Source organism: Herbiconiux sp. L3-i23 (assembly GCF_023734115.1).
Lineage (GTDB): Bacteria > Actinomycetota > Actinomycetes > Actinomycetales > Microbacteriaceae > Naasia.
The window spans coordinates 3,064,294-3,089,173 of sequence record NZ_AP025737.1 but is presented as its reverse complement, the minus strand read 5'-3'; the positions used below and the strand labels follow the sequence as shown (position 1 = coordinate 3,089,173).

The 24,880-nt window shown below is 70.5% G+C and carries 9 protein-coding genes; 8 read left to right on the top strand and 1 reads right to left on the bottom strand.

The annotated features are described in order from the left end of the window. Nucleotides 1–56 precede the first annotated feature (56 nt). On the top strand, nt 57–7,676 hold the full coding sequence (locus NGH83_RS14700) for a hypothetical protein (RefSeq protein ID WP_251856994.1): 7,620 nt from the start codon (nt 57–59) through the stop codon (nt 7,674–7,676). A gap of 70 nt (nt 7,677–7,746) precedes the next feature. Here NGH83_RS14700 and NGH83_RS14695 read toward each other — a convergent pair whose 3' ends face one another. Further along, entirely contained in the window at nt 7,747–9,117 is a 1,371-nt protein-coding gene (locus tag NGH83_RS14695; RefSeq protein ID WP_251856993.1) for an MFS transporter, read from the bottom strand. A gap of 317 nt (nt 9,118–9,434) precedes the next feature. Here NGH83_RS14695 and NGH83_RS14690 point away from each other — a divergent pair, with 317 nt between their 5' ends. The 7 genes from NGH83_RS14690 to NGH83_RS14660 all read left to right on the top strand — a co-directional run bounded on the left by NGH83_RS14690 (nt 9,435) and on the right by NGH83_RS14660 (nt 24,880). Then, entirely contained in the window at nt 9,435–15,602 is a 6,168-nt protein-coding gene (locus NGH83_RS14690; protein ID WP_251856992.1) for a fibronectin type III domain-containing protein, read from the top strand. A gap of 264 nt (nt 15,603–15,866) precedes the next feature. Next, complete coding sequence (gene dnaK / locus NGH83_RS14685) at nt 15,867–17,723, top strand: molecular chaperone DnaK (RefSeq protein ID WP_251856991.1); 1,857 nt, start codon at nt 15,867–15,869, stop codon at nt 17,721–17,723. Nucleotides 17,724–17,736: 13 nt separating this feature from the next. Beyond that, nucleotides 17,737–18,411 carry a nucleotide exchange factor GrpE gene (locus NGH83_RS14680; RefSeq protein WP_251856990.1) on the top strand — a complete coding sequence of 225 codons (675 nt, stop codon included), beginning with the start codon at nt 17,737–17,739 and terminating at the stop codon, nt 18,409–18,411. A gap of 61 nt (nt 18,412–18,472) precedes the next feature. Continuing rightward, nucleotides 18,473–19,486 carry a DnaJ C-terminal domain-containing protein gene (locus tag NGH83_RS14675; RefSeq protein WP_251856989.1) on the top strand — a complete coding sequence of 338 codons (1,014 nt, stop codon included), beginning with the start codon at nt 18,473–18,475 and terminating at the stop codon, nt 19,484–19,486. An 11-nt stretch (nt 19,487–19,497) separates the two neighbouring features. Further along, nucleotides 19,498–19,917: a heat shock protein transcriptional repressor HspR gene (locus tag NGH83_RS14670; protein WP_251856988.1), complete on the top strand. Its 420-nt coding sequence runs from the start codon at nt 19,498–19,500 to the stop codon at nt 19,915–19,917. 659 nt (nt 19,918–20,576) lie between these two features. Continuing rightward, on the top strand, nt 20,577–21,602 hold the full coding sequence (locus NGH83_RS14665) for a hypothetical protein (protein WP_251856987.1): 1,026 nt from the start codon (nt 20,577–20,579) through the stop codon (nt 21,600–21,602). Beyond that, nucleotides 21,599–24,880 (top strand): fibronectin type III domain-containing protein, encoded by a 3,282-nt coding sequence (locus tag NGH83_RS14660; protein WP_251856986.1) that lies wholly within the window; start codon nt 21,599–21,601, stop codon nt 24,878–24,880. Before NGH83_RS14665 ends, NGH83_RS14660 begins: the two co-directional genes overlap by 4 nt.

The following is a 24,880-nucleotide window of genomic DNA, read 5'->3' as shown; positions in this document are numbered from 1 at the left end:
CATCGCGTCGCTCGCGTGCGTCCTCTTCGTGGCATCAGACGAATGGGGAGTACATCGTGAACAGGTCCGATCGGACTCGCGCGACCGCAGAACGCAAGGGACTGCGGCGCGGCCGGGGTCTGGTGACGGGAGTGGCCGTCGGCGCGGTGACCGCCGTGCTCGCAGCTCTCCTGCCCGCGATGCCCGCCACGGCGGCGGGGTCGGTGGGCATCACGGTCGATGTGTCCCGTCCGCAGGTCGCGATCGTGACGGTCACCGACAGCATCGGCGTCTCGACGGCGACGGTGCGTGCGGCGAACTCGAGCGGCGGCAGTACCACCGCCTCGTGCACGCCGGGTTCCACCTGGACGAGCTGCACCCTCGCGCTTCCGCTGAACAGCAGCGGCTCTCACACCTTCACGGCGACGACCGTCAACGGCACCGCCTCGGTCGTGTACACCGTCGCCGCGTTCTCGCCGACGGCCACCGCCGGTCCCGACGGCAGCGTGACCCTCGACTTCCCGAGCCCGTCCGGTTCGAGCACGGTGTACTCCTACAGCGTCTACGCGACCGACGGTTCCATGGACACGGCCGACTTCACCGGCACCACTTCGTCCAGCTCTCTGGTGCTACCGAAGTCGCGCTTCCGCTCGGACGTCGGCTACATCTTCACGGCCTCGTACAGCACCAGCATCCCGCAGGGCCGCGTCACGAGCGGTACGACCGTGTTCGGCGCGGTGGTTCCGATCTATCCGGCTCCCGAGAACTTCTCGATCACCCTGCCGAACAACAACATCTCGCTGCACATGACCCTGCCCGGAAACCGCCCAACGGACATGGGGCTGCGGATCCGCTACCGGGTTCAGGGCACCTCCACCTGGAACGTCGTCGACACCTCGTCGACATCCGGCTTCATCGGCACCGTCACGGGCGGATCCGTCTACGAGTTCACCGTCACGACGCTGAATCGGGTCGGAGGAGTGAGCTATGAGCACAGCACCACCGGCGTGGTGCTGGCGTCGCCGTTCGGCCCGCCGTCAGCACCGAGCCTCTCCGCGCTGGCCGCGGGGAACCGATCGCTCGCCGTAGATGCCACGTACCCGACCGCCGCGCTCGCACCGAGCATCGCCGCCGACGCCGAATGGCAGATCGGTTCATCGTCCACTCAGGGCGGCCCGATCACGTGGACGACGGTGGCGCCGTCGGTAGCCGCCGGCCGCTACACCTTCGGCAACCTCGTCGCCGGCACGTATTACTCGGTGCAGACCCGCGCAAAGAACGAAGCCGGAACCAGCTCTTGGGTCCCGCTCACCCTTCCGGACCGGATGACGGGGTCGCCGCTCGACCCGACCATCCGCGGGATCAGCCAGATCCCCGGCGGCCTCTCGGCCGACATCACCGTCCCCTCGGCCACCGGCGCCGAATCCACGGGGCTGTCCTGGCAGATCGCCCGGGTCACGGGCGGCGTCACGGGCGCCTGGACCGCGGCGACGCCGACCCGGGTCGGCGGACGCTACGAGTTCCGGGGCCTCGTCGCCGGAGGCGACTACGTCATCCAGGTCCAGTCCTTCAATGCGACCGGGCCGTCGAACTGGGTGCAGAGCGGACTCAATCGGGCGATCGTCGCCCCGGTCGCGCCGAGTATCACCGGCGCGACGGTCGCGGACCGCTCGGTCACGCTCGGTTTCACCTCGGCCTCCTCGACCGGCGCTCCGGTCGACGGCGCGCTGCAGTGGGAGTACGCGCCCGCCGGGTCGGGAAACTGGACTCCCGCCTCGGTCACCGCGGGTCAGACCGCGGGTACCGTCGTGGTCGGCGGTCTCACCAACGGGACCGCCTACGACTTCCGTGTCGTCGCGCGCAATGCGGTCGGAACGTCACCGAGCGCGACCCGCGGCCCGGTGACTCCGATCGCGGTGCCGGATGCTCCGACGTTCGGGGCCTACGACGAGGGCGACGACAGCCTGTCGGTCCACGTCGATCGACCGACCACCGCCGCGAAGCCCGTGACGAACACCAGCTGGGAGATCGCGGTCGTCACCGACGGTGTCCTCGGCGCCTGGACCGCCGCGACGCCGACCATCTCCGGCTCCACCGTCACCTTCGGGAGCCTCACCCAGGGACAGATGTACCGCGTGCGGGTGCAGACGGCCAACGCCGCGGGAGTCAGCGGCTGGGTGTCGTCGACGGACATGCGCCTCACCGGAGTGCCCGCCGCCCCCGTCCTCGTCGCCTCGGCCTTCGGAAACGGCTGGATCGAGATCGACGCGACCTTCCCCAGCTCCGCTCTGCGGCCGAGCAACGCGGCGGCGGCCGTGTGGGAGTACGCCGTCGACGGCACCTCGTCGTGGTCGAGTGCCCCCGTCGCGCTCGTCGCCCCTGGCCGGTACCGGCTGTCCGGACTCGAGAACGGCACCCTTTACCGGGTCCGTGCCAAGGCGGTCAACGCCAACGGCTCGAGCGCCTGGACGACGACGGCGGCGACCGCTCCGTCCGCCGGACCCCGGACCCCGGTGCTCGGCAGGATCGTGATCGGCGATCGCACTCTCACCGTCTCCGTCGAGACGACCGCCGCAGCCCCCTACGGGTTCGCCTGGGAGACGAGCACCGACGGCGGGTCGACATGGATCCCGGCCACGGCCACGGGCAGCGGCCCGTACGTCCTCGGCGGTCTCACCAACGGTCGCGACCACCTGATCCGGGTCCGGGTGACCGACGCGACAGGCACGAGTGGGTGGATCACCAGCGACGTCGTGCGCCCCGTGGCCATCCCCGCCGTTCCGACGCACAGCGTCAGCCAGATCGACTCCGGCCTGCGTATCACGGTGGCCGCGCCCACCGATCCGGCCCGCCCCGCCGACTACTACATCGTCAGCGTGCGTCCCGAAGAGACCTACGCCACCGCCGGTCCGTGGACGACGGTCCGCGCGAATTGGGGCGGCGGCACCCTCGATCTCGGCGCCGGAGACGGCCTCGAGCTCGGCGTGCCCTACCGGGTCGACGTGCGCGCCGTGAACGCGTCCGGACCGAGCGGCGCGCTCGGCGCCAACACGCTCGGAACCACAACGGTCATCACCGCGCCGGCCGCGCCGACGGGAACCGTGAAGGCGGTCGCCTCCGACTCCATCGATGTCGAGGTCGCCGTCCCGAGCACGGCCGCGCGTCCCGCGTCGACCGTCTCCTGGCAGGTGTCGATGAACGGCGGACTGAGCTGGCAGGCCAAGACGGCCACCTTCGTTTCGGCCGGCGTGTACCGGCTAGGAGGATTGTCCACCGGGTATCCGTACCTGATACGCGCCACGTCGTCGAACCCGGTGAGCCCCGCGGGAATCTCGACGGTGTTCGGACCCGCGACACCCGTCAACCGCCCCATCCCGCCGACCCTCGGCGCCCCTGCTTCGACCGCCGCCGGAGTGGCTCTGCGCCTCACGACGACGAGCGTCGCGTCGGCACCGACCGCGTCGGTCGAATGGCAGCTCTCGCGTCGCGTCGCGGGCGCGTGGACGAGCTGGGCGTCCGTCTCGCCGACACTCACCGATGGCGTCGTCACCTTCTCCGGACTGGAGTCGGGCGGCGAGTACCGAGTGCAGGCGCGGTCGGTCAACCCGGCCGGCACCAGCAGTTGGGTCATCTCGTCCGCCGTCGCCGCGGGAGGCGCCCCTGCCGTTCCGACGCTGTCCGCGCTCACCCCGCGCGACGGCGCAGTCGAGCTGACCGCCGACTTCCCGGTCACCGCAGGCCGACCGAGCCTCGCCGCCGACGCGATCTGGGAGATCGCCGTCGCGGGACCGATCCCCGAGTGGACCCCCGCCGATTCGACCTCGCTCGGCGGCGGAGTCTTCCGCATCGACGGTCTCGAGAACGGCACCGACTACCGAGTGCGCGTCACCGCGAGCAACGCGTTCGGCGAGACGACCGTCGTGAGCACCTCGATCCGCCCGATCGCGGCACCGGTGACACCGGCCATCACGTCGTCGCGAGTGATCGCGGGCGGAATCTCCGTCGCCGTCGACCTCGGCTCGACCACCGCGGCTCCCGTCACCGACCTCGCGTGGGAGCTCGTGGAGATCACCTACTCTCCCGCGACCGCCGGTGTCCCCGGCGCCTCGGACTCCGACGTGCCGCCCTCGCAAAATCTTCTGACCGGAGGTGCGACGCCCGTGCGGTGGTGGACTTCCTCCGCCGGTGTCCCGGTCGCCGTCACACCCGAGCAGCTCGACGGGCGATACGTGGTGCGCGGCCTCTCCGCCGGATCGAGCTACGTGCTGCGCGTCCGTACGAGCAACACGTCTGGCGCCTCGGGGTGGGCGGTCAGCGACACGGTCACCCCGATCGACGCCCCGCTCGCGCCCGAGTTCGTGGTCGCCGCCGGTCGCGACGGCTCGCTGGTCACCGCCCTCGGAGCGACCTCGACCCGCGCCAATCCCGTCGACTCGCTCGACTGGCAGGTGTCGGAGGTCGCGGGTTCGCGCGCTGGAGCGTGGAGGCCCGCCACGGTGACCGAGCTCGGCTCCGTCTCGGTCGGAGAGGGAGGCTCGGCCCGGACCGTACCGGACGCGTACCGCATCGACGGGCTCGACAACGGAACCGCGTACCAGTTGCAGGTCCGGGCGCGCAACGCCGCGGGCGTCAGCCCGTGGGCGGCGTGGAACGGCACTCTCACCCCGTCGGCGACCGCTGCGGCCGACCCGATCCCGGCCGACCCGAATCCTCCCGCGACCGATCCCGACACCGACGGCGACGGGGTACCCAACTCCATCGACCCGGACGTCGACGGCGACGGCATCCCGAACGCGACCGACCCCGATGTGGACGGCGACGGTATCGCGAACGTCTTCGACCCGGATGTTGACGGTGACGGCATCCCGAACGGGTCGGACCCCGACGCCGACGGCGACCGCCTGCCGAACGGCAGCGATGCCACTCCGAACGGCATCGGCACCCTCGAGGACATCGACGGTGACGGCGTCCGCAACGAGGACGACCCGGACATGGACGGCGACGGGGTCGCGAATGTGTCGGATCCCGACATCGACGGTGACGGGATCCCGAACGCCACCGACCCGACGCCCGCCGGTCCGGGCTCGCAGCCGGGGGACACCGGCGTCGGCACGGCTGACGACATCGACGGCGACGGCATCCCGAACGGGGTCGACCCTGATGTGGACGGCGACGGTATCGCGAACGTCTTCGACCCGGATGTGGACGGTGACGGCATCCCGAACGGGTCGGACCCCGACGCGGACGGCGACCGCCTGCCGAACGGCAGCGATGCCACTCCGAACGGTATCGGCACCCTCGAGGACATCGACGGTGACGGCGTCCGCAACGAGGACGACTCCGACATGGACGGCGACGGGGTCGCGAACGTGTCGGACCCCGACATCGATGGCGACGGCGTCCCGAACGCGGACGACGACACTCCGGCCGGGCCGGGCTCGCAGCCGGGCAACACCGGCGTCGGGACCTTCGACGACATCGATGGCGACGGGATCCCCAACGCCATCGACCCCGATGTCGACGGCGACGGTATCGCGAACGTCTTCGACCCGGATGTGGACGGTGACGGCATCCCGAATGGGTCGGACCCCGACGCTGACGGCGATGGGACGGCGAGCGGGGTCGATTCGACGCCGAACGGCATCGGCACGCTCGAGGACATCGACGGTGACGGGGTCCGCAACGAGGACGACCCGGACATGGATGGCGACGGCGTAGCGAACGTGTCGGACCCCGACATCGACGGCGACGGCGTCCCGAACGCCACCGATTCGACGCCCGCGGGCCCCGGATCGAGCCCGGGAGACACCGGCGTCGGCACGGCAGACGACATCGACGGTGACGGCATCCCGAACGCGACCGACCCCGATGTGGACGGCGACGGTATCGCGAACGTCTTCGACCCGGATGTGGACGGGGACGGCATCCCGAACGGGTCGGACCCCGACGCCGATGGCGATGGAACGGCCAACGGCTCCGATGGCACCCCGCTTGGTATCGGCACCGCCGAGGACATCGACGGTGACGGCATCCGCAATGAGGACGACCCGGACATGGACGGTGACGGAATCGCGAACGTGTCGGATCCCGACATCGACGGCGACGGAATCCCCAACGCCGCCGATCCCACCCCGGCAGGGCCCGGAACGGGACCCGGCAGCACCGGGCCCGGACGTCCCGGCGATATCGACGGCGACGGCATCCCCGATCAGATCGACGACGACATCGACGGTGACGGCGTTCCGAACGGTCTCGACCCGGACGTGGATGGTGACGGTATTCCGAACGGTCTCGACCCGGACGTGGATGGCGATGGCATTCCGAACGGTCTCGACCCGGACGTGGATGGCGATGGCATTCCGAACGGTCTCGACCCGGACGTGGATGGCGATGGCATTCCGAACGGTCTCGACCCCGATGTCGATGGCGACGGCGTGCCGAACGCCTCCGACCCCGATGTGGACGGTGACGGTGTTCCGAACGGCTCGGATCCCGACGTGGACGGTGACGGCATCGCCAACGTCTTCGACCCCGACGTCGACGGCGATGGACTGCCGAACGGGTCGGATCCCGACATCGACGGCGACGGAATCCCGAACGCCGACGACACCACTCCGCGCGGCATCGGTACCGAGCAGGACATCGACGGCGACGGTGTCCCCAACGAGGACGACACCGACATCGACGGCGACGGGCGCAACAACTCGAGCGACGATGACATCGACGGCGACGGTATCCCCAACGACCAGGACGGCACTCCGGCCGGCCCCGGAACCCAGCCCGGAGACACCGGAGCGGGCACCGACACCGACACCGACGGCGACGGCATCCCCAACGGGTCCGACCCGGATGTGGACGGTGACGGCATCCCCAACGGGCAGGACCCCGACGTGGACGGTGACGGCATCCCCAACGGTCTCGACCCCGATGTGGACGGTGACGGCATCCCCAACGGGTCCGACCCCGATATCGACGGCGACGGCATCCCGAACGGGTCGGACCCCGACGTGGACGGTGACGGCATCGCGAACGTGTTCGACCCGGACATCGACGGCGACGGGATCCCGAACGGAACCGACACCGACCGTGACGGCGACGGCGTCCCCAACGGCCTCGACCCGACCCCGAATGGGATCGGCACCATCGACGACATCGACGGTGACGGCATCCCGAACGATCGGGACGGTGACATCGACGGTGACGGCATCCCGAACGACCGGGACGGAGACATCGATGGTGACGGCGTCCCGAACGAGCGGGACTCGGACATGGACGGCGACGGGGTGCCGAACTTCAGCGACCCCAGCCCGGCGGGACCCGTCCGCGACCTGCCACTGCCTCAGGGCGGCGGCGGTCGGCCGGGCGGACCCTCCGAGGGGGCCGGAACGCCGGGGACCGCATCGCGGCCCGCAGGCCAGGGCCCTGCGGGGTCCGGCATCGCGGTCGACGGGGCTCCCGCGTCCGACACGGACGACGCGGACACATCGACGTCGGACACCGGCGTGACCGAACGCATCCTGGCCTCGGAGGAGGATGACGCGGCGGCCTCGGCCGGGGCCGAAGCAGAGGGCGAGCGGACGATCGCCTCGCCCACCATCACCCTCGTGCTGTCCGGAGGCGCCCTGCTGCTTCTCCTCCTGGCAGGGATCTGGCTGCTGATCGCTCGACAGCGACGGAAGGAGCAGGGCGCCGACTAGGACGCGTCCATGACACGAAAGGCCCTCGGGATCGTTCCCGAGGGCCTTTCGTCGTTCACGAGTCGAGGGATCAGTCGACCGAGTTCGCCGCCGACCGCGGCGTGCGGATGAGGAACATCAGCCCGCCGCCCACCGCGAGGACGAGGACGATGCCGATGATGCCGAAGGCCTGGGCGCCGAACCAGGCGATGAAGCCCGAGAACGCGAGGGGCGCGATGAAGCTCGCCGCCCGACCGGTCGTGGCGTAGAGGCCGAAGAGCTCGCCCTCGTGACCCGGGGGAGTGGCCCGAGCAAGGTAGGAGCGGCTCGCCGCCTGGGCGGGCCCGACGAAGAGGCAGAGCAGGAGGCCGCCCACCCAGAAGGGCGCGGTGCCGGCGTCGCGCAGCAGGAACACACCGAGACCCGACACGACGAGGCCCGCGATCGAGCCGATGATGACGGCTCGAGGCCCGAACCGGTCGTCGAGGCGGCCGGCGATGATCGTGCTGAGACCCGCCACGAGATTGCCGGCCACGCCGAAGACGACGACCTCCATGAACTCGAAGCCGAAGGTGACGCTCGCGATCGCCCCGCCGAAGGCGAACACCGCCGACAGTCCGTCGCGGTAGATCGCGCTAGCGAGGAGGAACCAGAACAGCGGACGGTCCTCGCGGAAGATGCGGGCGACGTCGCGGGCGAGGTCGACGTAACTGCCGAAGAACGACGAGCGCTTCGCACTGGGGACCGGCGGGATCTCGGGGATCGCGAGGAAGAGCGGGATCGAGAACACGACGGTCCACACGGCGCACATGACGGCGACGAGACGCAGCGGCAGTCCGTTCTCGTCGGGGATGCCGAACCAGCTGGAGAGCTGCGCGACGATGACGAGGACGAGTGTGATGATGCCGCCGATGTAGCCGAAGCCCCAGCCGAGGCCGCTGACCTTGCCGAGGGTGCGCGGGGTGGCGACCTGCACGATCATCGCGTTGTAGTTGACGGCGGCGAGCTCGGAGAAGACGCCGGCGACCGCGACGAGGATCGCACCGAGCAGGAAGAACGATGGGCTCTCCTCCACGAAGAACATCGCGCCCATCGCCACCGCGAGCAGCGCCGTCCACACCATCAGCCAGCGCTTGCGGTTGCCGCCCGCATCGGTGCGGCGCCCGAGCACCGGTGCGAGCACGGCGACGACGACACCGGCGAGGCCCACAGCGAGGCCCAGTTGCGCGGAGAGATCGTCGACGCTCACGCCGTCGGAGGTGAAGGCCTCCGTGAGCAGATACAGAGCGGTGAAGACGAAGGTGTTGATGACCGTGTTGAACGGCTGCGTCGCCCAGTCCCACAGCGCCCAGGCGAAGACCTTCGAGCGGGGTACGGAGCCGCCGGTGGCGAACACGCTCGCGGCGCTCGCCGAGGTCGCCGCAAGAGGCGTGGGGGGAGCGTCGCTGCTCGGTGCTGTCATGCGTTGAAGGCTAGACCGCACCCGGTGTCCGAGCGGTGAACCGGGGGTTACCGCGCCGCGTCGGCGGCTGTTTCCGTCGTTTCGGGCCGACGGTACGCGGCGAACGTTCGGTGAGCGAACATCCGGTGCCCCCCGAGTCAGGCGCACTCTTTCGGGGATTAGCGGGGGGTGGCACCGTTCTAGTGGAATAGCTCTGCTCGAGCACCACAGGTCCGGGGGGACCGTTCGAGCAACAGGGGGCATTTCGTGGACGCGCTTCAAGGCGCCCGCGGGTGGCTGTGCTCCCTGATCTGCAGCAATGGGGGAATCAGCTTCACATGACAACGACAACGACCGACCGCGCGACCAGCCGCGGTCGACTGCGGCTCAAGCTCGCCGCCGTGCTCACCGCATTCATCGCCGTGGTCGCCGCCGTCATCCCGACGAACGTCGCGTTCGCCTACGACACGCGCATCATGTCGATCTACCCGCAGCTGCTCTCGTTCTGGGTGAGCAACGACTACGGGACGCCGCAGACCTTCACGGTGCGTGCGACCGGACCTCAGGGACAGGTCTTGACCACCAGCTACGCCTTCGACCAGTTCGTCGGCACCTGGGAGTCGGGCCTCGGCTTCCCGGTCGACGGCAACTGGACCGTGGAGCTGCTGAAAAACGGCGTCGTGCAGAGCTCGCAGGTGATCAGCACCGACAACTGGGCGCCCACCGCAGTGAAGCAGGCGAACGGCTCCGTCGTGATGAACTTCCCGAATCCGGGGACCAGCGACACGACCTTCAACTACTCGTTCGTCCCGAGCAACCCGTCGAATCCGACGATCGCGGCCTCGAACGTCGGGGTCGCCAGCAACCCGACCACCGTGACGGTTCCGGCCTCGTCGTTCGTCTCCGGCGAGACCTACACCGTGTCCATGGGCTACCGGGGCCGGGTCTGGGGCTACCAGACCTTCGGGCCCACCGAGGTCGTCTCGAGCACCATGCGCATGGTCTTCGGCGCCCCGACCTCCGTCGTCGCGACCGCCGGCGACTCGAGCGCTTCGCTGGCCTGGGCGGCTCCGTCGCCCGCCCCGACGACGCCGTCGTACCGGGTCAAGTACAAGAAGAGCTCCGACGCCTCGTGGAGCACCTTCGGCGACGTGACCGGCACCACGGCCTCCGTCACGGGTCTGACCAACGGCACGCCCTACGACTTCTCGGTGACCACCCTCGACGCGGGCGGAGAGCAGACCACCTCCTCCGTCGCCTCGGCCACGCCCTACGGCGCACCCGCCGCGCCCGTCATCGGTCTCAGCTCTGGCGACAACGGTCGTATTCTCACCAGCGTCACCTTCCCGACCTCGGCGGCTCAGCCGAGCCAGTACTCCGCCGCCGAGTGGCAGTACGCGCCGACTTCCACGAATACGTGGACTGCGGCCACCGTGAGCGGGTCAGACCCGTTCCAAATCTCCGGCCTCACCAATGGAACGGATTACCGCTTCCGCGTACGTGCCAAGAACGGCATGGGTTCGAGCGCGTGGGTGACGAGCGGTGTGCTGCGTCCCGTCGCCGCGCCCGCGGCGCCGACGGTGAGCACGCCCCTGCAGTGGCTGCGGGCGTTCACCGTCTCCGCCGTCTACACCGGCACCACGCAGGCACCCGTCGTCTCGAACGAGTGGCAGATCACCGAGATGGTGGCGGGCAGCCCCGTCGGCTGGACCGCCATCACGCCCGCCGTCTCGGCGGACGGCGTCACCCGCACCTTCGACAACCTCACCGCCGGCACCGAGTACCGGGTGCGCACCCGCGCCATCAACTCGGCAGGAGCCGGCGCCTGGACCGAGTCGTCCACCGTCCGCGCCATCGCAGAGCCGGCGCAGCCGGTGATCGGCTCGCTGACCCCCGCGGACGGCCGGATCCTCGCCGATGTCTCCTTCCCATCCACCGACGCGAACCCGAGCAACGCGAACGCCGCCGTCTGGCACGTGGGAACCACCACCGACGGCGTCACCTCGTGGAGCCGGGTGTACCCGGTGCTCACCGACGGAGTCTGGGTCATCAGCGGCCTCGACAACGGCACGGCCTACCGCCTGCGCGTCTATTCGATGAACTCCGTCGCGGGAAGCCAGTGGCGATACGCCGCAGCTCCCGTCACCCCGGTCGAATTGCCGGGAGCACCGGTCGTCGTCTCGGCGACGCGCGGCGACGCCTCGTTGTCGGCGCGGATCACGGTGCCGAGCAGCGCTGCGGCGCCCTCGACCGGCGTCGAGTGGCAGATCGCCACCGTCACGTCGGGCGTCGTCGGCACCTACGCCGCCGTCACTCCCACCGTGGCGTCCGGCCTGTCGACCTTCTCCGGCCTGGCCAACGGCACCGACTACCGACTGCGCGTCCGCTCGATCAACCAGTCGGGCGCCGGCTCGTGGGTCGAGACCGCCACGCTGCGCCCCATCGCCGCCGCGGGAACCCCTGTGATCGGCACGGTCGCCGCGGCGAACGGAGAGGTGCGCCTGCAGGTGACCTTCCCGACGTCCGCCGCGAACCCGAGCGCAGCCGCCGACGCCGAGTGGGAGTACGCCGTTGCGGGGTCGAACCCGACCTGGCAGAGCGTCACCCCGACCTCGGGATCGGGCCTGTTCTCCATCCAGCCGCTCATCGACGGGACCGACTATCTGGTCCGCGTTCGCGCGAACAACGCGAGCGGTCCGAGCGCGTGGGCGCAGACCTCCTCCTTCCGACCGATCACCGCGCCGGAGGGGCCGGAGTTCACCTCGATGACCGCCGGCGACTCGACCCTGTCGGTCACGATCGACCCCCACGCGACCGATGCCGCTCCGATCGATTCGCTGACCTGGGAGATCACGCGCCTGAACTTCCAGCCGGTCCCCTCGCCGAACAGCCAGCCCGCGCCCGCCAGCCCGGGTCTGCTGCAGGGCGGCGCCTCGCCCGCACACGACGGGGGCTGGACGCACTCCGGGAGCTGGGTCGTGGCCACCCCGACTCTCATCGGCGGCACCTACGTCTTCAGCGGGCTGACCAACGGCGAGACCTACCGTGTGCGCGTCCGAGCCACCAACCGGGTGGACACGACTCGCTCCACCTCGGGCACCGTGGCTCCCATCGCCGCTCCCGACGCTCCGCGATTCGTCATCGCCGGCCCGCAGGACGGCGCGATCGTGTCGAGCCTCGCCGGCACGTCGACCGCGGCGCGGCCCGTCACGTCGCTCGAGTGGCAGATCGCCCGCACAACGGGCGCGACGGCCGGACGTTGGACCGCCGCATCGGCGACCGACGTGGGCACCGTCCTGGTCGACCACAACGGCGTCTCCTCGATCGAGTACAACGCCTTCCGCATCGACGGCCTCGAGAACGGCGCCGGCTACCAGCTGCGCGTTCGCACCCGCAATGCGATGGGCGCGAGCTCGTGGACGGCGTGGAACAGCACCGTCACGCCCAGCGCGGCGACCACTCCCGACCATCTGCCGGCGACGGACCCGACGCCCGCCACAGGACCCGACACCGACGGTGACGGCATCCCCAACGCGATCGACCCCGACATCGACGGCGACGGCATCCCGAACGGCACCGACCCCGACGTCGACGGTGACGGCGTGAACAACGTCTTCGACCCCGATGTGGATGGCGACGGCGTTCCGAACGCCTCCGACCCCGACGCTGACGGCGACGGAATCCCGAATGAGGACGACGAGACCCCGAACGGCATCGGCACGCCCGGTGACATCGACGGCGACGGCATCCCGAATGAGAATGACGCCGACATCGACGGCGACGGGCGCAACAACGCGGTCGACGACGACATCGACGGTGACGGCGTCCGCAACGAGGACGACGACGACGCCGACGGCGACGGGTCGCCGAACGGCTCCGACGAGACCCCGAACGGCCTCGGCGACACCGGCGACCTCGATGGCGACGGCATCCCGAACGGCATCGACCCCGATGTCGACGGCGACGGCGTGAACAACGTGTTCGACGACGACATCGATGGCGACGGCATCCCCAACGGGATCGATTCCGACGCCGACGGCGACGGCATCCCGAACGGATCGGACAGCACCCCGAACGGCATCGGCACGCCCGGCGACATCGACGGTGACGGCATCCCGAACGAGGACGACGTCGATATGGACGGCGACGGTCGCAACAACGCGAACGACGACGACATCGACGGCGACGGAATCCCGAACGCCTCCGACGAGACTCCTGCCGGCCCTGGCTCACAGCCCGGGGACGCCGGTCTCGGCACCTCCGACGACCTCGACGGCGACGGGATCCGCAACGAGGACGACCCCGACATCGACGGCGACGGCGTGAACAATGTGTTCGACGACGACATCGACGGCGACGGCATCCCGAACGGATCCGACTCCGACGCGGACGGCGACGCCATCCCCAACGCCTCCGACAGCACCCCGAACGGTCTCGGCACCCCCGAGGACATCGACGGCGACGGCATCCGCAACGAGGATGACGCCGACATGGACGGCGACGGCGTGAACAACGTGTTCGACGACGACATCGACGGCGACGGAATCCCGAACGCCTCGGACCCGACGCCTGCGGGCCCCGGCTCGCAGCCGGGCGGCACGGGCACCGGCACGGTTTCCGACATCGACGGTGACGGCATCCCGAACGAGCTCGACCCCGACATCGACGGCGACGGCGTGAACAACGTCTTCGACGACGACATCGACGGCGACGGAATCCGCAACGAGGACGACGCGGACGCCGACGGCGACGGGATCCCGAACGGGTCCGACAGCACCCCGCATGGCATCGGTACCCCCGAGGACATCGACGGTGACGGCATCCGCAACGAGGACGACGCCGACATGGACGGCGACGGCGTGAACAACGTCTTCGACGACGACATCGACGGCGACGGAATCCCGAACGCCTCGGACCCGACGCCTGCCGGCCCCGGCTCGCAGCCCACCGGCACGGGCCCCGGTCGCCCCGGTGACATCGACGGCGACGGCATCCCCGACGCGATCGACGACGACATCGACGGCGACGGAATCCCCAACGGCGTCGACCCCGACGTGGACGGTGACGGCATCCCGAACGGGCAGGACCCGGATGTGGACGGCGACGGTCTTCCGAACGGCTCGGACCCGGATGTGGACGGTGACGGCATTCCCAACGGGCAGGACCCGGATGTGGACGGCGACGGCCTTCCGAACGGCTCGGACCCGGATGTGGACGGCGACGGCATCCCCAACGGCTCCGACCCGGATGTGGACGGCGACGGCATCCCCAACGGCTCCGACCCGGATGTGGACGGCGACGGCATCAACAACGTCTTCGATCCCGACGTGGATGGTGACGGCGTTCCGAACGCCTCGGACCCCGACGCCGACGGCGACGGCATCCCGAACGGCTCCGACGAGACCCCGAACGGCATCGGCACGCCCGGCGACATCGACGGCGACGGCATCCCGAACGACCAGGACTCCGACATCGACGGCGACGGACGCAACAACGCGAACGACGACGACATCGACGGGGACGGCGTTCCGAACGGGTCCGACCCGACGCCTGCCGGCCCGGGCTCGCAGCCCGGCGACACCGGTGTGGGCACCTCAGACGACATCGACGGCGACGGCATCCCGAACGGATCCGACCCCGACGTGGACGGCGACGGCATCCCGAACGGGCAGGACCCGGACGTGGACGGCGACGGCATCCCGAACGGACTCGACCCGGACGTGGACGGCGACGGCATCCCGAACGGATCCGATCCCGATGTGGACGGTGACGGCATCCCGAACGGGCAGGACCCGGACGTGGACGGCGATGGCGTGAACAACGTCTTCGACCCCGATGTGGATGGTGACGGTGTGCCGAACGGCTCCGATTCCGACGCCGATGGCGACGGCATCCCGAACGGCTCCGACGAGACCCCGAACGGCATCGGCACCCCCGGTGACATCGACGGCGACGGCATCCCCAACGAGCTCGACACCGACATCGACGGCGACGGAATCCCGAACGCGTCGGACCCGGACGTCGACGGCGATGGGATCCCGAACATCACGGATCCCGACGACGACAACGACGGCACGCCCGACGTCAGCGACAGCACTCCCACCGGCCCGAACCCGGCCACCGGAAACGGCGGCGGCAACGGTAACGGCAACGGCAACGGCACCGGCAACGGCTCGAACTCCGGCAGCGGGTCGGGCAGCGGCTCAGGCTCGAACGGTGGACGTGGCACCCGCGCTCTCGTCGAGGCGGCCCCCGCCGCGGCAGCCTCGACACTGGCCGCCCCGGTGAAGGGAACCGTCATCGGCACCGACACGGCGGACGACGAGTCGGCGGGGTCGAGCGACGAGTCGGCGGACGACGCCGCGGCATCGCCCGCGTCCTCGGCGACGAGCGCGACCGACATGCTGGTGACCGGGGGAATCGGACTCCTGATCCTGATGGCCCTGTTCGGCGCAGCCGCGTGGTGGATCGGTGCCGCGCGCACCCGCCGCAAGCAGCAGATCTGATCGGAGCGCATCCTCGAGAGGCCCCGTACCGCGTCGGCGTGGTGCGGGGCCTCCGCCGTATGCCCGACTCGACTCGACTTGAGTCCGCCCGACTCAAGTTTTTCGCTCCTCGTCTTGACCCGGAAACGGTCGCGTACTAGCGTTGAGTCATCAAGGCTCAAGTCTGCCCGTCAGGCTCGTGCCCGATCCGACTTCCGCGACCCCCGGGTCGCTCCGACCGAAAGACCGACGGCCTCGAAGGCCACAGAAGGAGAAACACACAACATGGCACGTGCAGTAGGCATCGACCTCGGAACCACCAACTCGGTGGTCTCGGTCCTCGAAGGCGGCGAGCCCGTCGTCATCGCGAACGCCGAGGGCTTCCGCACCACCCCCTCCGTCGTCGCCTTCACGAAGGACGGCGACGTCCTTGTCGGCGAGACCGCCAAGCGTCAGGCGGTCACCAACGTCGACCGCACCATCTCGAGCGTCAAGCGCCACATGGGCACCGACTGGACCACCGAGATCGACGGCAAGAAGTACACCCCGCAGGAGATCTCGGCTCGCATCCTCGGCAAGCTCAAGCGCGACGCCGAGCAGTACCTCGGCGACACGGTGACCGACGCGGTCATCACCGTCCCCGCCTACTTCAACGACGCCGAGCGTCAGGCCACCAAGGAGGCCGGCGAGGTCGCGGGACTCAACGTCCTGCGCATCATCAACGAGCCCACCGCGGCCGCCCTCGCCTACGGCCTCGACCGCGGCAAGGAGGACGAGCTCATCCTCGTCTTCGACCTCGGTGGCGGAACCTTCGACGTCTCGCTGCTCGAAGTGGGCAAGGACGACGACTTCTCGACCATCCAGGTCCGTGCCACGGCCGGTGACAACCGCCTCGGCGGCGACGACTGGGACCAGCGCGTCGTCGAGTGGCTGATCCAGCGGTTCAAGGACTCGACCGGTGTCGACGTCTCGAAGGACAAGATCGCGCTGCAGCGCCTCAAGGAGGCCGCGGAGCAGGCGAAGAAGGAGCTGTCGAGCTCGACCTCGACGAGCATTCAGCTGCCCTACCTCTCGCTCACCGAGAACGGCCCCGCCAACCTCGACGAGACCCTCACCCGTGCCAAGTTCGAGGACCTCACCAAGGACCTCCTCGACCGCACCAAGAAGCCGTTCGAGGACGTCATCAAGGAGGCCGGCATCAAGGTGGGCGACATCGCCCACGTGGTGCTCGTCGGTGGCTCGACCCGTATGCCCGCCGTCAGCGAGCTCGTGAAGCAGGAGACCGGCAAGGAGCCCAACAAGGGCGTCAACCCTGACGAGGTCGTCGCCGTCGGCGCCGCCCTGCAGGCCGGTGTGCTGAAGGGCGAGCGCAAGGACGTCCTCCTCATCGACGTCACCCCGCTGTCGCTCGGCATCGAGACCAAGGGCGGCATCATGACGAAGCTCATCGAGCGCAACACCGCCATCCCCACCAAGCGCAGCGAGACCTTCACGACCGCCGACGACAACCAGCCGTCGGTCGCCATCCAGGTCTTCCAGGGCGAGCGCGAGTTCACCCGCGACAACAAGCCGCTCGGCACCTTCGAGCTCACCGGCATCGCTCCGGCCCCCCGCGGCGTGCCGCAGGTCGAGGTGACCTTCGACATCGACGCCAACGGCATCGTGCAGGTCTCCGCGAAGGACAAGGGCACCGGCAAGGAGCAGACCATCACCATCTCGGGCGGCTCGTCGCTGCCCAAGGAGGACATCGAGCGCATGGTCCGCGAGGCGGAGGAGCACGCGGCCGAGGACAAGCGCCGCCGCGAGGCCGCCGAGGTCCGCAACAGCGCCGAGCAGATGGTCTACTCGATCGAGAAGCTCATCAAGGAGAACGACGACAAGCTGCCCGAGGACGTCAAGACCGAGGTGCAGGCCGACGTCGACGCTCTGAAGACGGCGCTCGCAGGCGACGACGACGATGCGGTGAAGACCGCTGCCGACAAGCTCGCAGAGAGCCAGACGAAGATCGGTCAGGCGATCTACTCGCAGCCGCAGGCAGACCAGCAGGCTCCGGCCGACGGTGCGCCGGCGGGCGAGTCGAGCGGCAACGACGAGGACATCGTCGACGCCGAGGTCGTCGACGACGAAGACGACAAGAAGTAAGGAACCGCTGCAGATGGCCCCCAAGGAAGAAGAAGACCCGAAGGACCGCAGCCCGCAGCAGGACGGAGCCGACGACGCGGAAAACACCGCCTCGTCGGCTCCGGCCGAGCCCGGTTTCGTCTCGATGGAGGGACCCGACATCGAGACCCCCACCGGCGGAGCCGCGCCCGATGCGGGCGGCGCCGACGAGGACGGCGGATTCTCGCAGGAGGACCTGTCCTTCCTCGAGGACGTGTCCTCCGGCACCGCGAGCGCCGAAGAGGCAGAGTCGGCCGAGAGCGTACACCTCGCCGACTTGAAGCGCGTGTCGGCGGAGTACGCCAACTACCGCCGCCGCACCGAGGCGAACCGGCAGATCGAGCGCGACCGTGCGGTCGGCGACGTCGTGAAGCTACTGCTCCCGGTGCTCGACGACCTCGACCGTGCCGAGAAGCACGGCGACCTCGCCGAGGGCGGACCGCTCACCACGATCGCGTCGAAGCTGCGCGGATCCACCGAGCGCATCGGTCTCGTCGGATTCGGCGAGCCGGGCGAAGCGTTCGACCCCACCCAGCACGAGGCGATCTTCCAGAAGCCCAACCCCGAGGTGACCGCACCGACGGTCGCCGACGTCGTCGAACGCGGCTACCGCATCGGCGATGTCACCCTCCGGGCGGCGAAGGTCGTCGTCGACACCCCTTCCGAATAGCATCGGGTCCCCGTAACTCGCACGGGCTCGACGCCCACGTCAGAAAGCACACAGGACGCCATTGGCAAGCCAAGACTGGTTCGACAAGGACTTCTACAAGGTGCTCGGCGTGTCCAAGGACGCCGACGAGCAGGCGGTGAAGAAGGCCTACCGCAAGCTCGCGCGGCAGTTCCATCCCGACTCGAATCCCGGCAACGACGCGGCTGAGGCGAAGTTCAAGGAGATCTCCGAGGCCTACTCGGTGCTCTCCGACTCGACGCAGCGCGCCGAGTACGACCAGATCCGCGCCATGGGCTCCGGCGCTCGCTTCACCGCGGGCGGCGGAGGCCAGGGCGGGTTCGAGGACGTCTTCGGCGGCATGTTCGGGGGCGGCGGGGGCGGACGACCGGGCGCGGGATACTCGCAGGCCGACTTCGGCGACATCTTCTCGATGTTCGGCGGGGGAGCACCCGGCAACGGGCGCTTCGGCCAGGGCGGCTTCGGCCAGACCAGCGGTGGCTATCGCGGGTTCGGCGGCCCGACTCCGGGTCGCGATGTCTCGGCGACCACCATCATCGACTTCCTGACGGCGACGAAGGGCGACACCGTGCGCCTGCAGGGCGCCGACGGCAAGCCGATCAACGTCAAGATCCCGGCGGGGGTCAGCGACGGCCAGAAGATCAAGCTGCGCGGCAAGGGCGAACCGAGCCCCGACGGCGGCGAGGCCGGTGACTTGGTCCTCACCGTCACCGTGCGCAAGCACCCGGTCTTCGAACGCGACGGCCTCAACCTGCGCATCACCGTGCCGGTGACCTACGCGGAGGCGGCGCTCGGCGCCACCATCGAGGTGCCGACGCTCGGCGGCGACCCCGTCAAGCTGCGCGTCGCGCCCGGCACCTCGAGCGGCAAGGTGCTGCGGGTCAAGGACCGCGGCGTCACCACCAGCAAGGGCACCGGCGACCTCCTCGCCCGCATCGAGGTCGCGGTGCCGAACCGACTCACCGACGCCCAACGCGAGGCGCTCGAAGCGTTCGAGGCCGCCGGCCCGAGCGAGAACCCGCGCGACGACCTGCTCAGCAAGGCCAGAACGGCGTGACGGGGGAGGGGATGGACGACATGATCGAGGCGCCGCTGTTCGCCATCGCCGCCGCGGCCGAGCTCGCGGGCATGCACCCGCAGACGCTCCGCCAGTACGACCGCATCGGCCTCGTCTCCCCGACCCGCACCGCCGGCAAGTCCCGCCGCTACTCGATGCGCGACATCGTGCAGCTGCGCGAAGTCGCCCGTCTCGGCGCCGAGGGCATCAGCCTGGAAGGCATACGGCGCATCCTCGAACTCGAGAACGAGGTCAGCAGCCTGCGCGGACGGGTGCGCGAGCTCGAGTCGGCGCTCGCCGACGAGCTGCTGCGTCGACCCGGCAGCCGCGTGTTCGCCGCCGGCACCGAGGGCGACGTCATCTCGCTCAGGGCGGGGGCGCGCGTGCGCAAGCAGAACGCCGTCGTGGTCTGGCGCCCCCTCGAGCGCTGACCGGGCTCGAAGTCCGGTCCTCGCTTCGCGACGGCCCTGGCGGGCCTCCTCAGCGAGCAGGGGGAGCGGGTCCCTTCGTATCGCTCCGCTCAACGGGCGGATGGGTGCGCCACCGGTCGTCGAGTAGGCGCGCCAGCGCCGTATCGAGACGGCTCGAGTAGCGAGGAACGAGCGTATCGAGAGCGCAGCGCCGAGGTCGACGCGCTTCGTTCACCTGGTCGCTGAGGAGGCCGTTCACGGCCGTCGCGATGCGACGCGAGTTGATCGGTGGGCCCGAAGTTCGGCCGGATGGGGTGGTTCTTCGCTTCGCGACGGCCCTGGCGGGCCTCCTCAGCGAGCAGGGCGACCGGGTCCCTTCGTATCGCTCCGCTCAACGGGCGGCTGACACTTGGTCGCTGAGGAGGCCGTTCACGGCCGTCGCGATGCGACGCGGGTTGGTCGGTGGGCTCGAAGTTCGGCTGGATGGGCGGTTCCTCGCTTCGCGACGGCCCTGGCGGGCCTCCTCAGCGAGCAGGGGGAGCGGGTCCCTTCGTATCGCTCCGCTCAACGGGCGGGCCCGCCCCTCAGCGAGCCCGGTGTTCGCTCAGCGAACACCGTCCCGTAAGGGGGGAGGCGCATTCTCGCGGCGCCCGTCAGGATTGTCCGCGGGAAGGGGAGTCGTGAAGCGACCGTTCAACGCGTTCATCGCCGTGCTGGCGCTGAGCTTCGTCGCGCTGTTCGCGCCGACCGCCGCGGCCGCCGCGGTCATGGTCGACGAACCGATCGTCTCCGCCTCCACCCACGGAGAGAACGGCGCCGTCTACCTCGACTGGTACACCACCGCCGACGTCGACACCGTCGAAGTCACCGCAACGGACGCGGCCGGTGCCGTCTCCACTCGCACCGCGCCCGCCTCGCAGGCCTCGATGACCTTCATCGGTCAGCGGCCCGGCTCGTGGAGCGCCTCGGTCGTCGCCATCGCCGGGGGAGCCCGGTCCTCGGCGGTACCCGTCTGGATCTCCGTCACGGGAGACTCCGGTGCATCGCAACCGTCCGCTCCTGCCCCCATCGCCCCGGCCCCGACGGCCGCAGCGCCGACGCCCGCGGCCACCGCGGCAGCGGCAGCTCAACTCTCGTTCTCGCTCGTTCCGGGGCCCGATGGAACGATCGTGGGCGCCGGCGTCCGCGTCACCGGCGCCTCGCTCGCCCCGTCGACGCCCTTCAACGTGCGGCTGTCGATCGCCGAGACGAAGCTCGTCGAGGGGACGACCGATGACAGCGGCGCCGTCGACGCGCAGTTCCCGCTCCCCGCGGACCTCGCCCCAGGGCAGCACACCCTCGTCTTCACCGGCACCGACCTCGCGGGCGGCACCGCGACCGGCGAGTACACCATCACCATCGAGGCGGCGGCCGACGAGGCCGTCGTCGCACCGGTCGCCCCGGCGCCGACCGACGAGGGCGGGCTCGCCGAGATCCTCGCCTTGCAGGGCGACGCCGCCGTGCCGTACCTCGTCGGAGGCGCCGTCGCGGCCACCGCCGCGACCGGCGCGGTCGCCGGAGCCGCGGCGAGCGTCAGCATCCGCATCCGACGCCTCAAGCTCACCCGCCTGCTCGACCTCGAATACCCGGGAACGGGAAGCGGCGGCGGAAAGGGAGTCCTCGGCGGCATCCTCGACCTCGTCGCCAAGGTGCGGGGCGCCGGGTGATCCGGCGGGCACGCTCTCTGCTCGTCGCCGGTCTCGCCGTCATCGGTGTGCTGGCGATGATCGTCGTCGCGCCCGCACCCGCTGCCAACGCGGCCGCCTCGACCGCCACGATCACAACCATCGGCCAGACCGGCTTCAGTGCGGAGATCGCGCTCGGTGCCCAGGTCGGTGGCAAGTGGGAGTACCGACTGAGGTATCTGAACCTCGCGACCAACGCCACCGACCAGCGCAGCGTCACCCTCGACAACTCCGTCGGCTGGACCGGAGCGACCCTCAGCATGACCGGCCTCCCGCTCGGCAACTACCGGGTCTGGGTGGAAGAGCGTCAGTGGGGCGTCGAGTCGACCCGGTTCGACCTGGTCACCGAGACCCGCTACCTGGGCTACCGGGCGCCGACCGGTGTGGCCGCGGCGCCTCTCGCTGCGGGTGTGGTGCGTCTCACCTGGACGCCTCCCGCCGTCATCGCGCCGGGAACCGGCTACCGGGTGAAGTGGCGGGCCCTCGGATCGGCCACCTGGACGCCCGTGAACATCGGCGGCGGCACGACCGCTCAGGCCGATGTCGGCGGACTCGTCGACGGTCAGGACTACGTTTTCACGGTCACCACGATCGTCGCGGGAGTGGAGCACGAGACCTCCGAGGCCGTATCCGGTCGCCCGATCGGTCTTCCCGCCGCTCCCGCGAACGCCACCCCTGTCCCGCTGAACGGGGGCGCCATCTGGTCTCCGACGTTCGTCAGCACCGATGCGGCGCCGAGCGACCCGGCATCGGCGCTATTCGACCTCGCTCCTGCCGGCACCACCGACTGGGTGCGCGTCGCCCCCATCCGAACGGGTTCCTCGTGGACCTTCTCCGGACTGGTCAACGGGACCCCTTACGCGCTCCGCGCTCGCGCCGTCAACCGCATCGGCGAGAGCGCGACGGTCGAGACGGCGATCACCCCGATCGCCGCGCCCGCCGCTCCGGTCCTCGGCAGCGTCGCCCGCACCCCGGATTCGATCAGCATCGTCGCCGACTTCGGCGGCACCGTCGCGGCACCCGTGACCAGCACTTTCTGGCAGCTCGGCACGGTCGGCCCGTCCGGAACGAGCTGGACGCCCGTCTTCCCCGCGACGTCCGGCGCCGGTCGCTACACCGTCAGCGGATTGACCACCGGTGTCGAGTACCGACTGCGCGCCGCATCCACGAACCAGGTCGGCCTCAGCGCCTGGTCCGAGAGCGGTGCCGTGCGCACCATCGACCGCCCCTCGCGCGCCGTGATCGGCACGACGACGCGCGTCGACGGCGGCGTCACCGCGGTCGTCGACTTCCGCTCCATGCCAGCGCGGCCGAGCCTCGGCGCCGACGCGGTGTGGGAGGTGTCGACCGACTCCGGAGGGTCCTGGCGCGTCGTCCCGGCGACCGGCGCCGCCGACACCTGGACGGTCACCGGCCTCGAGAACGGCGTCGCGCAGCGGATCCGCGTGACGGCGGCGAACGAGATCGGCGAGGCGCCGGCCAGCGCGTGGGTCCTCGTCACTCCCGTCGCCGCACCCGCCGCGCCCGCACTCGGCGCGATCACGCGAGCAGACTCTTCCGCGCGGATCGACGTGACGGTCCCGTCGTCTGCCGCCGCGCCGGTCGCGAGCACCTCATGGCAGCTCGCCGCCGTGACCGACGGATCCGGCGACGCGTGGACCGACGTCGTGCCCACCTCCGACGGCGGCTCGATCCTCTTCGACGGCCTCGAGTCGGGAACGACCTACCGTGTGCGCGTCCGGGCGAGCAACGACGTCGGTGCGAGCGCGTGGACGCAATCCTCCGCCTTCCTCGCGGTCGGAGCGCCGACGCCGCCGACCGCACCGGTCGTCACGCCGAAGTCCTCCGGTGCCGACCTCACCGTGGACTTCCCGTCCACCGACGGTCGACCCGCCGACGAGGCGGACGCGATCTGGCAGGTCGCGAGGGCCGCCGACCCCGACGACTGGTCCACGGCGCAGGTCGTCGCCGTCAGCGCGGGCGGGTTCGTGCTCGCGGGCCTGCAGAACGGTACTGACTACCTGCTGCGGGTCGCTTCCACCAACGCCTACGGCGTCTCCGCATGGACCTCGCCGGCCGCCTTCCGACCGATCGCCGCACCGACGACGCCCGCGATCGGTCGGGTCATCCCCGGCGACGGGCGCCTCAGCATCGAGGCCGTCCTGCCCGACACGGCCGCCGCGCCGCTCGCAGGCGCCGTCTGGCAGATCGCCGCCGTCCACTTCGCGCCCGCGACCGCCGCGGGTGAGGGCAGCCCGAACGGTCCCGCAACCCAGGGCAAGCTGCGATCCGGGGCGGCGATCGCCGCACCGCCCTACGGCTGGGTGACGAGCATCGGCTCCTGGTCCGACGCCACCCCGACCATCGTCGGCGGCCGCTACGTCTTCTCGGGCCTCACCAACGGTGCCGCCTACTCCGTGCGGGTGGTGGCGACCAACCCGACGGGCAGCACCGTCTCGACGAATTCCGAGCCCACGACTCCGGTGTCGTCCCCGGTCGCCCCGATCATCGTCGCCGCCGAACCGGGGATCGCCGCCCTCACCGTGCGACTCGCTGCGACCTCGAGCGTCGATCGGCCGGTCGTCGCCGTCGGCTGGCAGGTCGCCGCCACGAGCGGACCCGGTGCGGGCGTGTGGCGCTCGGTCGGCGCCGAAGAGCTCGCCGGGAACGTCTTCCGCCTCGGCGGTCTGACCAGCGATCAGGGCTACACCGTCCGGGTCCGAGCGGCGAACGGAACCGGCACGAGCGCCTGGGTGACGACCGCGGGGAGCATCGCACCCCTGCGGCCCCCGGTCGCGGCCGCACCGACGGCCGAGCCCGCGCCGCCGAGCGCCGCCCCCGAGGAACCTCTCATCGAGCTCGTCACCACCGTCACCTCCACGGGGACCTCGGTACTCGTCACCCGCGGCACGACCGCGTCGATGGGCTCCGCTGCGGCCACCGCTGCCGCCTCCGCCGAGACGCGATCCGGGGCGCGCACGAACACGGTGACGGTGTCCGGGGGGACCTCGTCGGTCACCGACAGCGGCACGATCGCCGCCGCTGCGGCCCCCGATGCCGCCGCCGCGCAGCCCGCTCCCGCCGCGGCGACCGCCCCGACCGAGGTCCTCGCCGGTGGCGCGGGTCTCCTCGGCCTGCTCGGGATGCTCGGGGCCGCGATCCGCTGGTATCTGAAGGCCCGCAAGCGGCTCGCCGCCGCAGAGGCGACCGCCTCGTCCCGCCCCGCGGCGAACGGCCCCCAGTCGTATCGGATGGTCTGA

What these genes read in the sequence shown, in the direction of transcription:
- NGH83_RS14695 (WP_251856993.1), bottom strand. Translation starts at nt 9,117, where the DNA reads ATGACAGCACCGAGCAGCGACGCTCCCCCCACGCCTCTTGCGGCGACC.
- NGH83_RS14690 (WP_251856992.1), top strand. Translation starts at nt 9,435, where the DNA reads ATGACAACGACAACGACCGACCGCGCGACCAGCCGCGGTCGACTGCGG.
- dnaK (WP_251856991.1), top strand. Translation starts at nt 15,867, where the DNA reads ATGGCACGTGCAGTAGGCATCGACCTCGGAACCACCAACTCGGTGGTC.
- NGH83_RS14680 (WP_251856990.1), top strand. Translation starts at nt 17,737, where the DNA reads ATGGCCCCCAAGGAAGAAGAAGACCCGAAGGACCGCAGCCCGCAGCAG.
- NGH83_RS14670 (WP_251856988.1), top strand. Translation starts at nt 19,498, where the DNA reads ATGGACGACATGATCGAGGCGCCGCTGTTCGCCATCGCCGCCGCGGCC.